The organism is Jeotgalicoccus nanhaiensis, from assembly GCF_015235105.1.
GTDB lineage: Bacteria > Bacillota > Bacilli > Staphylococcales > Salinicoccaceae > Jeotgalicoccus > Jeotgalicoccus nanhaiensis.
Map to the genome: position 1 here is coordinate 134,976 of NZ_JADGLW010000003.1, position 17,432 is coordinate 152,407.

Here is a 17,432-nt window from a genome sequence, read left to right on the forward strand (position 1 = left end):
ATGTTCAAAGTTTTAGATAAAAAATTGATGCTTATACCGTTTATTGTGCTGGCATTTCATATTTCTATACTTAGCATTGCTATTGTCATTAACCATACTGTTTTTGGCATAGTCGCCATTATCGTCAGCATCTTGCTGCTAGCGCTGGTATATGTTTACCTCTACCGCTGGCTAGTGCTCACTGAAAACAGAGTTGTCGAGCTGTCAAAAGACATCGCTGGCGCGAGACAGTACGTCATTGATGATCTGCCTCTCGGTGTTATTTTACTGAATGATGACGAGGAGATCTCATGGCTGAACCAGTTTATGTCGGAGGAAATTCCGGAAGACTTTCACCATGAACCGATTAACCGTGTCTTCCCGAATATAATGACGACGCTGAAGGCGAATAATATTCAGACAATCGATACGTCATACAGCGACAAGAACTATCAGGTTCACTATCATCAGGAGCATAACGCTCTTCTGCTCATCGATATTACCGAAGAGAAAACGATGCAGAAGCAGCTTGAAGATAAAGACCCGGTTATCGGAATTCTGTTCCTTGATAACTATGATGATATGACGCAGAATATGACCGAAGCGCTGAAAAGCGATTTAAATAACAGTCTGACGAACACGATTAATGACTGGGCGCAGGAGCATAATATATATTTGCGCCGCTTTTCAAATGACCGCTTTATGATGGTCATGTCCGCGAAGAGCCTCGCTGAAATTGAAAAAACTAAATTTGTGCTGCTCGACCAGGTTCGTGAAAACTCAGCGGATCACGGTGCCCAGATTACTCTAAGTATGGGAATCGGTGAAGGATCCGCGGACTTTATCGAAGTGGGCGAACTGGCGCAGTCGAGTCTCGATCTTGCCCTCGGCCGCGGAGGCGACCAGGTTGCGATTAAAACTATTAAGGGCAGTGCGAGATTTTACGGCGGTAAAACCGATCCGATGGAAAAACGCACGCGTGTCAAAGCCCGCGTTATGGCGCATGCCCTCCGCGATATTCTTTTAGAAGGCGACAACGTCATTATCATGGGGCATAAAAACCCCGATGTTGACTCTATCGGTTCATCGATCGGTGTAGCTAAGATCGCCAGTTCCAACGGCATCGAAGCGCATATCATTTTAAATGATGAAGATATCGATGATACGCTGTCCCGTCTGATGAAAGAAGTTGAATCGCGGGAAGAGCTGTACGGGACCTTTATCAGCAGCGAAGAGGCCTGGGATAAGATGACACCGAAAACGACGATTGTAATCGTCGATACTCACCGCCCGTCGATGGTGCTGGATGAGGATATACTGAACAAGTCAACGCGCAAAGTGGTCATCGACCACCACAGACGCGCTGACGAGATGATATCGAATCCCCTGCTCGTTTATATGGAACCGTACGCGTCCAGCGCGAGTGAACTTGTGGCGGAACTTCTGGAATACCAGAACAAGCAGAATAAATTGTCGCGCATCGAAGCGACAATTATGCTGACAGGTATTATCGTGGATACGCGGAACTACACTCTCCGTACGGGCTCCCGCACCTTTGATGCTGCGAGCTATCTCAGAAGCAACGGTGCGGACCCTGTACTCGCCCAGACGTTCTTAAAAGATGATATCGATACGTTTATCGCGCGGAGTGATTTAATTAAATCCGCAGAAATAAGCGATGAAGGCATCGCCATCGTCAAGGCGGACGAAACGATGACCTATCACCCTGTCACAGTCGCCCAGGCGGCAGACCAGCTTCTGCAGATCGAAGGTGTCCAGGCATCATTCGTGATGGCTTTAAGAGAAGATGAGACAATAGGAATTTCAGCCCGTTCATTAGGCAAGGTCAATGTGCAGATTATTATGGAACAGCTGAACGGCGGCGGTCATTTAACGAATGCAGCGACGCGCATGGAAGGCAAAACCATCGATGAAGCATACGATGAATTAACAGAAGTAATTGATACTTTTATAAGTAATAGGAGTGAAGAGGAATGAAAGTAATCTTTTTAAAAGATGTTAAAAATAAAGGCAAAAAAGGCGAAGTGAAAGAAGTAGCAACAGGTTATGCGCATAACTTCCTGTTCAAAAAAGGACTCGCTGAAGAAGCGAATGCTGTAAACCTTAAAAAACTGGATGCCGAGAAAGAAGAAGCCCGCCAGCAGGAAGCTGATGAGCTTCAGGCTGCGAAAGATTTAAAAGCTGAACTTGAAGGCAAGGAAGTAGAAATCAAAACGAAAGCCGGCGAAGATGGCCGTCTGTTCGGTTCTGTAAGTTCTAAGCAGGTCATCGAAGCGTATCAGAAGCAGCACGATATCAAACTTGATAAACGCAAGCTGGATATGCCTGAACCGTTTAGAAGCTTAGGTTATCACAAAGTATCTATTAAATTGCACAACGAAGTGGAAGCAGAGTTAAAAGTACACGTTGTTGAACAGTAAGATGAATAACAGGAGGAATCGATAATGGAAATGAATCGCCAAATGCCGCATGATAATGATGCAGAACAATCGGTGCTTGGGGCAATCTTCATCGATTCCTCCATTTTTTTAAATGTCACTGAAATTATAGCACCGGAAGACTTTTACCGTCCGGAGCACCAGCAGATTTTCCGTGCGATGATGCTTCTGTCGGAAGAAAATGCCGAGCTCGATGTCGTGACGATTACCGATAAACTGCGCAGTATGGATGAGCTGAATAATACGGTAAATCCGCGTTATCTCGGTGAATTATCAAACGTCACACCGACGAGCCGCAACTGGCAGTTCTATGCGGATATTATTGCACGGCAGTCGCTGCGCCGCAAACTCATCAGCGTGGCTGATGAAATTGCGAGCGACGGCTTCCAGAATGAAGTAGATATTAACGAGCTGCTGGCGGAAGCTGAATCCCGTATTATGGGTGTATCAGAAGGACGCCGCAGCGACGGTTTCAAATCGATGAAAGAAGTCGTGCACGAAGTTTACGAACAAATCGAAGCGCTCGCAGGAAATAATTCGGGTATTACCGGTATTCCGACAGGCTACCGCGATCTCGATTTTATGACGTCGGGCTTCGGCCGCAACGACTTAATTATTCTAGCCGCCCGCCCTTCGATGGGTAAGACAGCCTTTGCTTTAAATATTGCAGGCCATGTCGGCACGTCGCCGGACGGCTACACCGTAGCGGTCTTCTCCCTTGAAATGGGAGCTGACCAGCTCGTCAGCAGAATGATTTCAAGCCAGGGTATGATTGACGCGACGAAACTGCGTCAGGGCTCGCTCGACCACCAGGATTGGGATAACTTCACGACAGCTATCGGGACACTTGCTAATTCGAAGATTTTTATCGATGACTCAGCGGGTATCCGCGTGAATGAAATCCGTGCGAAATGCCTGCGCTTAAAACAGGAGCACGGACTCGATATGGTGATTATCGATTACCTGCAGCTGATTCAGGGATCCGGCAGCCGCCAGGGAGAAAACCGCCAGCAGGAAGTTTCGGAAATTTCCCGGATGCTGAAAGGTCTCGCCCGTGAAATGCAGTGTCCGGTAATCGCATTGAGTCAGCTCTCGCGTAGTGTTGAATCGCGCCAGGATAAGCGTCCGATGATGAGTGACCTGCGTGAATCAGGTTCCATCGAGCAGGATGCGGATATCGTTGCCTTCCTGTACCGCGATGACTATTACAACCGCGGTGACGGCGAGGATGAAGAAGAAGGCGCACAAAGCGTGCAGGATGAAATAGAGATTATTTTAGCGAAACACCGTAACGGTCCGACAGGAACTGTTAAATTAATTTTCAATAAATCCTACAGCAGCTTTTTTGACCAGGATACACGTGATTTTGACGATAATTATATACCGCCGGCATAGAAGTCCGAATGTTTTTCGATAGTCCAACGAAAAACGTTCGGACTTTCGTTGATTTTTGTAAAGATTATTGGTAACATTGGTAACGGTAAAATTAATCAATCATTTGGGGGCAATCATATGTCTGGAACAGTAGTTGTTGGAACACAGTGGGGAGACGAAGGTAAAGGTAAGATTACGGACTTCCTGTCGGAAGATGCACACGTTATTGCACGATTTTCAGGTGGGAACAACGCAGGTCATACGATTCAATTTGGCGGGGAAACTTATAAACTTCACCTCGTACCATCAGGAATTTTCTACGAAGATAAACTATCTCTAATCGGCAACGGTGTCGTGATTGACCCGTTATCTCTTATAAAAGAACTGGACGGATTGCTTGAACGGGGCATCAGCGTGGACAATCTGCGTATTTCAAACCGTGCTCAGGTTATACTTCCATATCACCTTACACAGGATGAACTGGAAGAAGAAGCACGGGGCGATAATAAAATCGGTACGACTAAACGTGGTATCGGTCCATCGTACGTAGATAAAGTTCAGCGCATTGGTATCCGCATGGCTGACCTGATCGACGATGAAGTATTTAAACGCCGTCTGAAAGAAAATCTGGAACTGAAAAATCATATGCTGAAAGCATTATATGATCACGAAGGATTCACATTTGATGAAATCTACGGACCGTATAAAGCTGCTGCAGAACGTTTGGCACCTTACGTATGCGATACTGCCAAACTGCTCGACGATGCTTTCACTGAAGGTGAAAATGTTCTTTTTGAAGGTGCACAAGGTGTCATGCTCGACGTTGACCACGGGACATACCCGTTCGTTACATCAAGCAACCCGGTAGCAGGAAATGTTACTGTCGGCTGCGGTGTCGGCCCTGCACATGTTAAAAATGTTGTCGGTGTATGTAAAGCATATACATCACGCGTTGGAGACGGTCCCTTCCCTACTGAGCTGTTTGACGAAGACGGCCACCACATCCGTGAAGTCGGCCGTGAATACGGTACAACAACAGGACGTCCGCGCCGTGTAGGCTGGTTCGACTCAGTTGTTGTTCGCCACTCAAGACGCGTCAGCGGTATTACAGATCTGTCGCTGAACTCAATCGACGTAATGAGCGGACTTGAAACAGTTAAAATCTGTACTGCTTATGAAATCGACGGCGTTGAAATTACAGAATACCCAGCAACACTGGAAGATTTAAAACGCGCGAAACCAATTTACAAAGAAATGCCGGGCTGGTCAGAGGACATTACCGGTGTTAAAACACTGGAAGAACTGCCGGAAAACGCATATAACTACCTGCGTGAAATTGAGAAGCTGTGCGGTGTGAAAGCATCTATCTTCTCTGTTGGACCAGACAGAAACCAGACAAACCTGTTAAAAAACTTCTGGGATGAGAAGTAATATTTTATTGCAGCACCGGACATCATGATGTCCGGTTTTTTTTGTGCAGATTGTGCAAGTTTTGCCGTTTGCTCCGCAATGAAACTCTGTCATTCCCGAATAAATCCGTTTGCTCCGCAATGAAACCCCGTCATTCCCGATAAAAACATATTTCCACGCCAATCGCCCTATTTTTCTGCATCCAGGTCAAATGTTCCAAAATAAGTGTTGTATTCAAATTCACAATCATGTTATAATAAATCTTGTGCAAATCGCATAATATTTACCATGGCCCGTTGGTCAAGCGGTTAAGACACCGCCCTTTCACGGCGGTAACACGGGTTCGAGTCCCGTACGGGTCACTTTTCTTCTGATTATAAAACGGTATATAAACTGGTCCCGTGGTGTAGCGGTTAACATGCCTGCCTGTCACGCAGGAGATCGCGGGTTCGATTCCCGTCGGGACCGTCAATAAAGTCTCCAGCATTTATGCTGGCAGACTTTTTTATTTGTCTGAAAAGTGATACATTTAAAGATGGATAAGTTTACGTACAAAATATGTACACGTGAAATGAGGGACATCTAAATGGCCAAGAAAATAGTTGTTGTTGATGATGAAAAACCAATTGCAGATATACTCGAATTTAATCTGCAAAAAGAAGGATACGAAGTTCACTGCGCCTACGACGGCAATGATGCCTTGGAACTGATCTTGGATATAGTGCCGGATCTTGTTCTTCTAGATATTATGCTGCCGGGTATAGACGGCATGGAAGTGTGCCGCGAAGTTCGTAAAAAACACGATATGCCGATTATTATGCTTACCGCCAAAGATTCCGAAATAGATAAAGTGCTGGGACTTGAGCTCGGTGCGGATGATTATGTGACAAAACCTTTCTCCACGCGTGAATTAATCGCCCGTGTGAAAGTGAATTTACGACGCAATAATACGGTAAGTACGAAAGAAGACGAACCGGAAGATAAAAATATATATATTCGGGATATTACTGTTATCCCCGACTCTTACGCGATTAAGAAATTCGGTAAAGATATCGATTTGACGCATCGCGAATTTGAGCTGTTTTTATATCTGGCAAAATTTAAATCCCAGGTCATGACACGCGAACACCTGCTTGAAACAGTATGGGGCTATGATTACTTTGGCGATGTGCGGACGGTGGATGTTACGGTGCGCCGTTTAAGAGAAAAAATCGAAGACGATCCAAGTCATCCGGAATACATCATGACACGCCGCGGCGTCGGGTATTATATTAAAGGTGATGACTAGATGAAGCAGTTTTTAAAAAACCTGCAGTCGCTCCAGTTTAAACTGGTAATGATATACATGCTTCTGATTATTATCGGAATGCAGATTATCGGTTTGTATTTTACCAACAGCCTGGAGCGTGATTTAACGGGGAACTTTAAAAATAATATCGATTCTCAGGTCACTCTGATTGATACACGAATTAAAGAAATTTTCGAGGAAACGGGAGATGACCGTGAACAGATGCGGTCAGAAATTCAAAGCCTGCTGGCTGATTACGGCAACCGTCCTGAAATTGAAGAAATCCGCTATGTAAATACGGATAATATTCTCGTCGGGACGAGCAGAATATCAAACGAGTCGCTTGTCGGCTCCCGCGTCAATGAACCGATGTCGCAGGATGCTCTCGAGTCCGGCATCGCAAATGATGAAATTTTCGTCAACGTCGATAAAGACAATCAGCGCGTATGGATTTTAAATCAGCCGGTCGCCGTCAATGATGAAGTGGCCGGTGTTATTTACGTTGAGTCAAATGTTGAAAGTATATATATGCAGCTCGAAGCGATTAACAATACATTTATTATCGCCACCTTGTTCTCCTTAGTGATTACGAGTATACTCGGTATCTTTGTCGCGCGGACGATTACGAAGCCGATTACAGATATGAGAAACCAGGCGCTCCTGATGTCTGAAGGTGACTATACATCACGTGTTCAGATTTACAGTGATGATGAAATCGGCCAGCTGGCCGGCAGTTTTAACATTCTGTCAAAAAGAGTGCAGGAAGCCCAGTCGAACACCGAAAGTGAAAAAAAACGTCTCGATTCGGTAATTACTCATATGTCGGATGGTATTATCGCCACGGACAGAAAAGGACGCATCCGTATCGTTAATGAAATGGCAGTCGGCATGCTTAATTTAAGTATGGATTCGGACGAGCTGCACGGCAAAAATATGCTGGAGCTGCTGCGTCTCGGTGAAGAATTGAATCTGGAAGACATTATCCAGGAAGCAAACGACAGTCATTTAATCTTTATCGATACTGCAGATGAAGCAACGACGTTACGCGTCAACTTCTCTACAATCGTTACAGATACCGGATTTATCAACGGTTATATCGCTGTACTGCATGACGTTACAGAACAGGAACGCATCGATGCAGAACGCCGGGAATTCGTTGCCAACGTGTCGCACGAACTGCGCACACCTTTGACTTCCATGAGGAGTTATATCGAAGCACTCCAGGAAGGTGCATGGCAGGATGAAGAAATCGCACCTAAATTCCTGAGCGTAACACGTGCTGAGACTGACCGGATGGGACGTCTTGTCGAAGACCTGCTGCAATTATCGCGTATGGATAACGATGCAGAAGAAATTCAAAAAGAAGTGGTTGATTTTAAACTCTTTATTAACCGTGTAATCGACCGTTTTGAGATGACTCACAAAGAAGATGTTGTGTTCACCCGCCATATTCCGGATGCTCCTCTCTTCACTGATATCTCAGTGGATAAAATGGGACAGGTGCTGGATAATGTGCTGTCCAATGCGATTAAATATCAGCATGGCGAACCGAAACGCGTCGATATTCACCTGAAGCAGAATACTTTATATAACCGGATGACGATACGTATAAAAGACTACGGACTTGGCATACCGAATAATAAAGTAGAGCGGATTTTTGACCGTTTTTACCGAGTGGATAAAGGCCGTGCGCGTAAAATGGGCGGCACAGGTCTCGGGCTTGCAATTTCGAAAGAAATTATCGAAGCGCATAACGGTAAAATATGGGCAAACAGTGTAGAAAATGAAGGGACAACAATCTTTATCAACTTACCTTGTGAAGTGATAGAGGAGGATGAGTGGGATGTATAAAGAATGGCTGAAATCCATCCTGTTAATCGTCATCGTTGCTTCGAGTGCAGTACTGACCTATCTCGTCTGGAGTTACGAACCGGAGTTTTCTCAAATTGACACAACAATTGAAGGAACGACGAATATCGGCCAGGGTGAGAGCGTACCTTTTGAACAGGTTATGAGCACATATCAGCTGGTCTGGATACAAGGTGAAAACAATACGCGCGGCACGACGGGTCCGCGGGCTTTAATCGGCATCCGGGAGAACTTGGAAGGTTCCAATATTACGAGCATGAATGTGTATAACAGTCTCAACCGTCTGAATGTCAGAGGAGAAGAAAGTAATGAGGAAGAGTTTCTAATCATCGATTATTTCTCGGATGTGCCCTCAAAATCCCTGTTTCAGACACTCGGCCTGTCGCACGACTCCACCCTGCCCGATTTTTCTTTTGACCGCATCGTGGTTGATATGAAAGAAGGTAACGTTGTCTTTAACCTGATTGATGAAAACCGTTCGAGAGTTGCAGTCGTTGAAACCGATATTGCTGCTGACTTCTTAAAAGGACATGTTGAATCATACAGCGATACTTTCGAAGCTTATACACCGATTATTACCAACCAGCAGACATCGAATAACAAGACAGCAATTTACGGGCCGTCTTCACCCGGTGAAATTAATACTGAACGATTTATGATAAGCCAGGTTAATACTGACGTTATGAACCGTATATTATTTTTAGATTCTCCGATGGAAAGCCCGTCACAAGGAGATGTAGCAATTTATGAAGATGAAAATCATATTGCTACATATAATACAGAAACGTATGAGTACACTTATACAAATCTTAATGAATCGACTGCTTCGAGCGGCAATAACCACCGGACAATTCAGGATATATACTACTTCTTAAACTCGCATAACGGGCTGTCCCAGAACAATGTGCTTTTTGATTATACAGCGAGCGAAAATGCAGCGACCTTCCGTTCGACCTTAAACGGGCGTGTCGTCTTCAGCGAAGGACTGAGCACTGCGATTACTGTAAAATACGGCGCGAATTCAGTCTATGAATATACGCGGCCGCTGATACAGACCAATGCAAAAGTATCGGATGAAGAAGAAGTGGAACTCTTAGATATTGAAAACGTCCGCTACCAGATTGCGCTGCATGACAATTTTGATCTGCAGAAAGTATCTAAAATCGTTCTCGGTTATGATATGACTTATGCCGATGAAGAAACGGATCTGGAGTTTATCGATTATACGCCGCAATGGTATGTTAAATATGACGGTGCGTGGATGAAATTAAATGAGGGAGGGCTGTCCTGATGGATTGGAAATTAACAAAATCCCTTTTTATAGCTGCCTTCCTGCTGATGAATTTAGTCCTTATTTATATTTTGTACAACGAATCGAATGAAGAAGTCAGAGAACTGGCAGATACGACGAATGTCCTGTCGGAAACGAATATCGACACCAGTGCACTGGATGGATTTGAAAACGTCCAGATGCAGATTATTATCGGTGATCCGGCAGAACTTGACCACGAAGAAGATATGTCGGAAAACGATACGGTGCTGACCCTGCCGCTCGACGACACGGTAACCTTCGCTCCGGAAGGTTTGAAGACCTACAAAGACAATTCGATTTACAGAGGCGAAGAATACCATTATGATAAAATAATGAGCACACCCGATACGATAACATTTAACCAGCATTACGATGGCTATCCAATCTTCAGCCACGAAGCAGCAAGACTGTACTTCAGCGAAGAATCAGGAAGTATGACTCAGGGCTATGTAGAGAACATCGAAGAAAGCGATTATGCTGTGGAACAGAATGTGCGTCATCCGAAAGTGATTGTTGAGGAACTGTATATACAGGAAAATATTACTGATAATGCAGTCATAGAAAGTGCGGTCCTCGGCTACTACATCATACTGGAAGAAGATGACCAGATTATGATGCGCCCGAAATGGCAGTTTGAAATTACTGATGAAGGCATTGAACGTATGCTGTACATCGATGCGCTGAGTCAGACAGAAGATATTATTGAAAGAGAGTGAACGGAATGAAGATGAGCGTCTTAGCAAGCGGCTCAACAGGCAACAGTACATTCATTGAAACAGAAGAAGGAAGTGTACTTGTAGACGTCGGGCTGTCATGTAAAAAAACTGATGAAACGCTCAATCAAATAGGTAAATCACTCCATGATATAAATGCGATTTTCATTACACATGAACATGTAGACCATATTAAAGGCTTGAAAGTGATTGCGAAAAAATACGATATACCTATTTATGCCAATGAAAAGACATGGGATGCTATTGAGCGTAAAGATATCATTATTAATTCAGATCAGAAATTTCACTTCAACGCGCTTGAAGAAAAAGAAATCCTCGGCTTAAATGTTCAATCATTTAACGTGTCACACGATGCGATTGACCCGCAATTTTATACATTTTCTAAAGGCAGCAAGAAAATTTCGCTGATTACGGACACAGGATACGTATCGGACACGATGAAAGGCATCATTAAAGAAAGTGACGTCTTCCTTTTTGAATCCAACCATGATGTGGATATGCTCCGGATGGGAAGATATCCGTGGAATACGAAGCAGCGTATCTTATCAGACGTCGGTCACGTATCAAATGAAGATGCAGCGCATGCAATGAAGGACGTTATAACGAGCAATACAAAACGTATTTATTTAGGACATTTAAGTCTGGATAATAACATTAAAGAACTGGCGCGTATGAGTGTTGAACAGATACTGAATCAGTACGACATCGATACGCACAACGGTATAATGATATGCGATACAGATAAGGCGGTACCGACCGAAATTTATCAGGTATAAAAAGAAGACCAAATTGTGAGAAAAACAGCGCAATTTGGTCTATTTTTGTGGCTGTTAACAAGTTATCCACAGGTTTGGTGATAACTTGTGTATAAGTGGGATGAAAACGTGGATAAGTGTGTGGGAGATGGGAAAATACATAAAATATGCAGGAATTAGTGCGAAAAAAGAGCGGAATCATGCGTTTTAGTGCTAAAAAGTTATCAACAGGTTGTGGATAACCCGTGTATAACAAATAAAATTGCAGTAAATATACGAATTTGTCCACAGTTATGTATAATTGAAAAAAGACAAGAAAAGCGAAGGTGAAACAGATGAAACTGATGATGATAACCGTGGGAAAACTGAAAGAAAAATATTGGCTGGATGCAGTAAAAGAATATCAAAAAAGAATAAGTAAATATGCAAAAATTGAGCTGATTGAAGTGGCGGATGAGAAAGAACCGAATAATGCGGGCGAGAAAGATCTGGAGCAGATTAAAGATAAAGAAGCAGAGAGAATTTTATCGAAAATAAAAGAAACGCAGCATGTGGTGACGTTGGAGATTAACGGTAAAGAATATACGAGTGAAAAACTTGCACAGGAATATCAGCGTTGGATGAATATCGGAAAAAGCGATGTTGTGTTTGTGATCGGCGGGAGCAATGGAATTGGAGATGCGGTGAAAAAACGCAGTAATCAGGAGATCAGTTTCGGTTCACTCACCTATCCTCATCAGATGATGAAAGTGATGCTGCTGGAGCAGCTGTTCAGGGTGAATAAAATATTGAGGAATGAAGCTTATCACAAGTAGTGGGTGTAAGGGATAAATTAAATCACAATTGTAATGAAATAGAAAAGCGGAGATTGATACCAATCTCCGCTTTTCAGTGCCTAAAATCCCTAGAACTACGTGCTCAAATACTACGTCCCTCACCACTTATTATGCATATTCAGCTACTCTTCGTCAGAATGAGTTTTGCGATAAGGGGGAAGATGAGCACCGTCACTGCCCCGCCGGTCACCATAGTAGCAGCTGTTACCTGATCAATGATCTCCGAAGACGCAGCAACTTGTGTTACCGCTACGATAATCGGCAGTCCGGTAGCGGAATATAAGCCTAAAGCAATCTGTTCTCTCGATGATTCGATACCCGAATATGTGTTGCTCCAACGTTCTCTAAGGAATACCACCAAACCGCGAACAATCGCAATCAATGCGACGAATCCCAGCAGAAGTTGCCATTCCCCGAGTACCTGACCGAGGTTAATTGCCATTCCGCTGGTGACAAAGAAAATCGGAATCAGGAAGCTAAATCCTACAATCTCAACTTTGTGTGCAATTTCCTCCCCGTGTTCCGGATCAAAAGTCTGGAATACAACGTTGAGCAGGAGCCCTGCAGAGAATGCGCCCAAGGCGATATCAAGTTCAAATATTGCTGTGACTAACATTAGAGTAACCAATGCAAAGACAGTCATCCTCAGCGTCGTTTGCATTGTTGTATTGGATGCCGATACAACAGCTTTTCCAAGCAGTGGGACCTTTCGAATGAATCGTATTGGAATGCCGACTACGAAAACAGCAATCATGGCGAAGAAAATCAGGACCAAGGAGGCCTGCCACGGTGCAAATGCGGAAAGCAACAATGACATGGCCACGATTGGCAGCAGCTCTCCGTATGCGCCGTGCGTCATCGCCGCCCTGCCCAGTGGGGTATCCATCCCGCCTGAGTCCTTCAGAATAGGCAATAATGTTCCCAAAGCCGTTGAAGTGGAAGCGATAGCGAGCACTATAGCTACACGGATATCAAAATCGGTAAGTAAAAGACCGGCACCAACGCCCAATACGGCGCAAATTATCCATGTGAGGGCGGCATGCTTACCTTGGCGCGCACGCATATCGGAGGTGCTGACTTCAAAACCTGCCAGCAAAAACAGAAAACCCATACCGAGTTCACGAAGAAACGCCACGGCCTCAGTCTGCTCAGCTAGCCCGAGCATGTTGGGACCGATGATGACTCCGAATGCAAGCAGCCACACCACATCAGGCACATATTTACGCGAGATGAGTGCAAATATCGGTGCGAGTGCTGCCATCAGCACTATCCACCATACTGAGGTAAGGTTATCGATTAATAGATGATGATCGGGCATATTTAAAACTCATTTCATATAGTATTTTCCCCGTACCAGGGAAGAGTTGCTATGTAGTTGCTGTAATCGGTTCAATTTATCAGGAGTCAATGGAATTGCACGCGCATCATAAACATTTGATTTTTATAAACTTAAAGGGTTTCCCAAAGAAATCCCCGGAGGTAAATATTTTATTCCTTTTGATGTTATAATATCAATCTCTTAGATTAATTCAAATTATAACAAATTCTGAGTTATAATTTGAATTTTATTTTCGTTAGTTACTGGCTAGAAAATGGCATGAAGGAAACAGTAATGGAAATGAGTTTATGGCTTACAAAAATCATCTTGTAATTCCCACTCTCTTTCAATAGTATTATATATAGGAATTATATCTTATTTATTAAATTATTAAATGACATAACATACTTCTTTTCTAATTTGGAATTGAAAAAAATCTAACAGTCAAAAGAAAAAACGTTTTATATCTATATTGAGACTATGATTTAGAAATAAAAATATTTTTATATTTTCTAAATTTCGAGGGTAACAATATCTATAATAGAAGGTGGTTATTATTATTTCTGGGAATACCAAGGACTATATAAATTGTCTTGTATCATTATTTTTTTTTAAAAAAAGACGACACATGCTAGTGTGCCGTCTAAGATAATATATCGATTGTAGATTCAAATTTAATTAAACTCAGAAACTTTCAACATACCATCTGAATCGTCTACACTTGATTGGACAACTCCTATGAGGGAGGTTATTGTTAAATCAATGAAAGTAGGCGTTTTTTTATGTCAAGAACGAGAAGAACATTTACCCCTGAATTTAAACTACAGATGGTCCGATTGTTTGAAAATGGTAAATCAAAATCTGAAATTATACGGGAGTATGATCTCACGGCTTCAGCTTTAGATAAATGGGTTAAAAATCATCAGAACACAGGTTCATTTAATCATATTGACAATTTATCTGAAGAAGAGCGCGAACTCAGAAGACTTCGCAAAGACATTCAACAGTTAAAAATGGAAAACGAGATTCTAAAGCAAGCAGCGCTGATCATGGGACGAAAATAGAAGTCATTCGTAAGAATGCACACAAATATTCAGTGTCAGCAATGTGCAAAGTCCTGCAAATCTCTAGAAGTACCTATTATTTTGTAATTAATAAACAAAGGACCAACAAGCAGTGTGAGCGTGATAACGATATCAATGAAACGATTATTCAGGTATTTAATTCAAACCGAAAATGTTTTGGTACCCGAAGAATAAAAAATGCGTTACATAAACTAGGTTTGACAGTCTCGAGAAGACGCATCGGTCGGGTCATGAAACAGAATAATCTGGTGTCAACCTATACTATCGCAAGCTATAGGCCCTATCCGTCGAAGTCGAACGAGCGTCTGATCACGAATGGTCTAGACCGAGATTTTAACAGAGCACAACCAATGGAAGTCATTGTCAGCGATTTAACCTATGTAAAAGTGGCAGGAAAATGGCATTACATATGTGTATTTATTGATCTCTTTAATAGAGAAATTGTTGGGTACAGTGCAGGTTCAAGAAAGAGTGCTGAGCTGGTCTTGTCATCAATCAGCACCATTAAGCATGATTTAAGAGATGTGCAGATGTTTCACACAGACAGAGGAAAGGAGTTCGATAACCAGCTGATTGATGAAGTTTTAGATGGCTTTGATATTGAAAGATCACTTAGTATGAAAGGCTGTCCTTATGACAACGCTGTGGCTGAAACCACGTTCAAAGCGATGAAAACTGAATTTATTAACCAATATACTTTTATATCATTAAAACAAGTAAACATCGAACTATTCGACTACGTAAACTGGTATAACAATATTAGACCCCATGGTGCATTGAATTATCTCACGCCAAAGGAGTATAAAGAAAACTTCTATAAAAACTGTCTAATATTCTGTTGACACACCAATTTTGATGTTCAGCGAGATGTGAAGAGTGTATTACATCTCCCGCGTCTAGATGAAAGTGTAAAAGACATACTCAGATGATCATAATTGTATTCAGCTTAGTAAGTACTACTATCTCCAGCTCTTTGTGAAAAAATGAATATTAGAATAACATGCACATGGATATGATAAGGAGAAAATTATCATAAATAGATAAAATATAACTATTTAATAATATTATCATGATATATATAAGATTTGAGCTCGGTATTCTACCGAACTCAAACCTTAGAAGTTATCTAAAACTTTTTTTAAAATTCATGGTGTCAGCTTATAGATGGGCTTATCATTTATAAATTAAACATATGATTCTGTTAGCTCTAAAAATTCTTCAATATCTTTATGCACTGAATCTAGTGCTTCCTGCCAGAAGTCTGGTTTTCTCAGGTCAACATTTAAGTGCTTTTCAGCAAGGTCTTCAGTAGTCATGCTCGCAGTATCGCGAAGAAGTGCAATATAGTCATCTTCAAGTAACGTTTCGTCTTCTAAGAAACGGTTGTATATACCTAAGCTGAAAAAGTATCCAAATGTATAGGGGAAGTTATAGAATGGTACACCTGTAATATGAAAATGTAACTTTGTTGCCCAGAACATTGGATGGTATGAACGAAGTGCATCTTGATAGGCTTCTTTCTGTGCTTCTTCCATCAGTTCTTGCAGTCTGTTGCTGTCTACAGTTCCTTGTTGGCGTTCATTATATAAATTGCGTTCAAAGATATAGCGTGCATGGATATTCATCATAAAAGTCGCACTTCTAGCAATTTTTACATCTAGTAAGTTGATTTTTTCTGCATTGGATCTTGCATTTTCAATCGTTGCGTTTGAAACGACAAGTTCTGCAAATGTAGAAGCTGTTTCTGCAACGTTCATTGCGTAACGTTGGTTAAATAGTGGTAAATCACGCAGGACATAACTATGGAATGCGTGTCCGAGTTCATGTGCGAGTGTTGACACGTTGCTTGTGCTACCGGCAAACGTCATAAAAATACGTGACTGTTTAGATTCAGGAAGATTTGAACAGTATCCACCTGGACGTTTTCCTGGACGATCTTCCGCTTCAATCCACTGCTCTTCAAAAGCTCGATGTGCCATCTCTGCCATTTTTGGACTGAATGATTTAAAGTTATCGATAATAAACGTTGCTGCTTCATTGTAAGTATACCGCTTGTTCGTATAATCACCTACGTCAACACTTGCTGTAACATCAAGCCATCCTAATTGATCAACACCAATTAGTTGCGCCTTTCGTTCAAAGTACTTTTTGAAAGGTGCTTTATTTTTTGTAATAGTATCCCACATCGTATCGAGTGTTTCTTCTTCCATACGGTTGTAGTCTAGTGGTACTTTCATATAATCTTTATAGTCGTGAAGTTCATAGTCGTTTAAACGGAATCCTGATAAATGATTTAGCGTTGTAGAGAATAAATCAGCTTTTTTCTTCCATGTTTCTTCCCAAGTTTTTAAAAGTTTTTCACGATGTTTTGGATTTTCTTCTGACTTCATCTTGTTTTCAAATTGACCGGCTGAATAATAAACGGTTTCATTATCTTCAGTTACCGGAATTTGAATAGAAGCGACGAGTTGATTGTACATATTATTCCAGCCCTGTAAGCCGTCTAGTGACAAATGATTGATGATTGTTTCTTCTTGAGTTGATAGTAAATCTTTTTCTTTTTGTCGTATTTCTTCTAACGGGAAATGCATCGGTTTAAAGAAATCTTCCTCTAACAGCTTGCTAAATTGATCTTCAGTCAGTGCACTGATCTTTTTATTTAAAATAATATTCTGTGATGAGAGGTCTTTACGTAAGTTCGCAACCGCATTTAAATTCTGCATTGCTTTTTGATCGGTAACATCTGCAGATACTAAACCATTCGCAAAACTCCCCATCTCACCAAGCGCGTTTGAAATTTTTTCATAGTTTTGTAAGATTCCTTTCAGTGACGTAAAATCATTTGAATGTTCGTCCAGCTCCCAATTATCGAGTTCGTGAGAAAAAGCTGTAATACTATCTCTTACTTCTGATAATCGTTTTTGGAAAGCTTCAGATCCACTTCCACCAGGAAATATACTCTCCATATCCCATTTTTCTTTGTAGTTCATCAATTACCTTCCTCTCTAAATTA

At 42.1% G+C, this 17,432-nt stretch carries 13 protein-coding genes and 2 tRNA genes; 13 read left to right on the plus strand and 2 right to left on the minus strand.

Going from position 1 to position 17,432, the window contains the following annotated elements; all coding sequences use genetic code 11:
• The 12 genes from IR135_RS05225 (at position 1) to rlmH (ending at position 11,995) form a co-directional block, all read left to right on the plus strand.
• A complete protein-coding gene (locus IR135_RS05225; RefSeq protein ID WP_135097346.1) occupies positions 1-1,977 on the plus strand; it encodes a DHH family phosphoesterase in 1,977 nt (658 codons plus the stop codon).
• Entirely contained in the window at positions 1,974-2,420 is a 447-nt protein-coding gene (rplI, locus tag IR135_RS05230) for a 50S ribosomal protein L9 (RefSeq protein ID WP_115885552.1), read from the plus strand. The genes IR135_RS05225 and rplI overlap by 4 nt, the downstream gene beginning before the upstream one ends.
• 24 nt (positions 2,421-2,444) lie before the next feature.
• Positions 2,445-3,833, plus strand: a complete 1,389-nt coding sequence (gene dnaB / locus IR135_RS05235; protein ID WP_115885551.1) for a replicative DNA helicase — start codon at positions 2,445-2,447, stop codon at positions 3,831-3,833.
• Between the two features lie 117 nt (positions 3,834-3,950).
• On the plus strand, positions 3,951-5,243 hold the full coding sequence (locus tag IR135_RS05240) for an adenylosuccinate synthase (protein WP_135097348.1): 1,293 nt from the start codon (positions 3,951-3,953) through the stop codon (positions 5,241-5,243).
• A 269-nt stretch (positions 5,244-5,512) separates the two neighbouring features.
• A tRNA-Glu gene (locus IR135_RS05245) sits at positions 5,513-5,584 on the plus strand.
• Positions 5,585-5,617: 33 nt separating this feature from the next.
• Positions 5,618-5,690 (plus strand) — tRNA-Asp (locus IR135_RS05250).
• Between the two features lie 118 nt (positions 5,691-5,808).
• Entirely contained in the window at positions 5,809-6,510 is a 702-nt protein-coding gene (yycF, locus tag IR135_RS05255; protein WP_115885549.1) for a response regulator YycF, read from the plus strand.
• On the plus strand, positions 6,511-8,361 hold the full coding sequence (gene walK, locus IR135_RS05260) for a cell wall metabolism sensor histidine kinase WalK (protein ID WP_135097350.1): 1,851 nt from the start codon (positions 6,511-6,513) through the stop codon (positions 8,359-8,361).
• The gene (locus tag IR135_RS05265) at positions 8,354-9,670 is read left to right on the plus strand and encodes a YycH family regulatory protein (RefSeq protein WP_135097352.1); all 1,317 of its coding nucleotides are present in this window, start codon (positions 8,354-8,356) and stop codon (positions 9,668-9,670) included. The genes walK and IR135_RS05265 overlap by 8 nt, the downstream gene beginning before the upstream one ends.
• Positions 9,670-10,407 (plus strand): two-component system regulatory protein YycI, encoded by a 738-nt coding sequence (yycI, locus tag IR135_RS05270; RefSeq protein WP_135097354.1) that lies wholly within the window; start codon positions 9,670-9,672, stop codon positions 10,405-10,407. Before IR135_RS05265 ends, yycI begins: the two co-directional genes overlap by 1 nt.
• A 5-nt stretch (positions 10,408-10,412) precedes the next feature.
• Positions 10,413-11,201, plus strand: a complete 789-nt coding sequence (locus tag IR135_RS05275) for an MBL fold metallo-hydrolase (protein ID WP_135097356.1) — start codon at positions 10,413-10,415, stop codon at positions 11,199-11,201.
• A gap of 314 nt (positions 11,202-11,515) precedes the next feature.
• The gene (gene rlmH, locus IR135_RS05280; RefSeq protein ID WP_135097358.1) at positions 11,516-11,995 is read left to right on the plus strand and encodes a 23S rRNA (pseudouridine(1915)-N(3))-methyltransferase RlmH; all 480 of its coding nucleotides are present in this window, start codon (positions 11,516-11,518) and stop codon (positions 11,993-11,995) included.
• A 139-nt stretch (positions 11,996-12,134) separates the two neighbouring features.
• On the opposite strand, the gene IR135_RS05285 is transcribed toward rlmH, so the two are convergent.
• Positions 12,135-13,277, minus strand: a complete 1,143-nt coding sequence (locus IR135_RS05285; protein WP_198687200.1) for a cation:proton antiporter — start codon at positions 13,275-13,277, stop codon at positions 12,135-12,137.
• A gap of 839 nt (positions 13,278-14,116) precedes the next feature.
• Between IR135_RS05285 and IR135_RS05290 the strand changes: the two genes are divergently transcribed.
• A protein-coding gene (locus IR135_RS05290; RefSeq protein WP_135097360.1) for an IS3 family transposase occupies positions 14,117-15,261 on the plus strand; the annotation gives its coding sequence in 2 pieces (ribosomal slippage) (positions 14,117-14,363 and positions 14,363-15,261; 1,146 coding nt in all).
• A gap of 342 nt (positions 15,262-15,603) precedes the next feature.
• On the opposite strand, the gene IR135_RS05295 is transcribed toward IR135_RS05290, so the two are convergent.
• Positions 15,604-17,409 carry a M3 family oligoendopeptidase gene (locus IR135_RS05295; RefSeq protein WP_135097362.1) on the minus strand — a complete coding sequence of 602 codons (1,806 nt, stop codon included), beginning with the start codon at positions 17,407-17,409 and terminating at the stop codon, positions 15,604-15,606.
• Positions 17,410-17,432 lie beyond the last annotated feature (23 nt).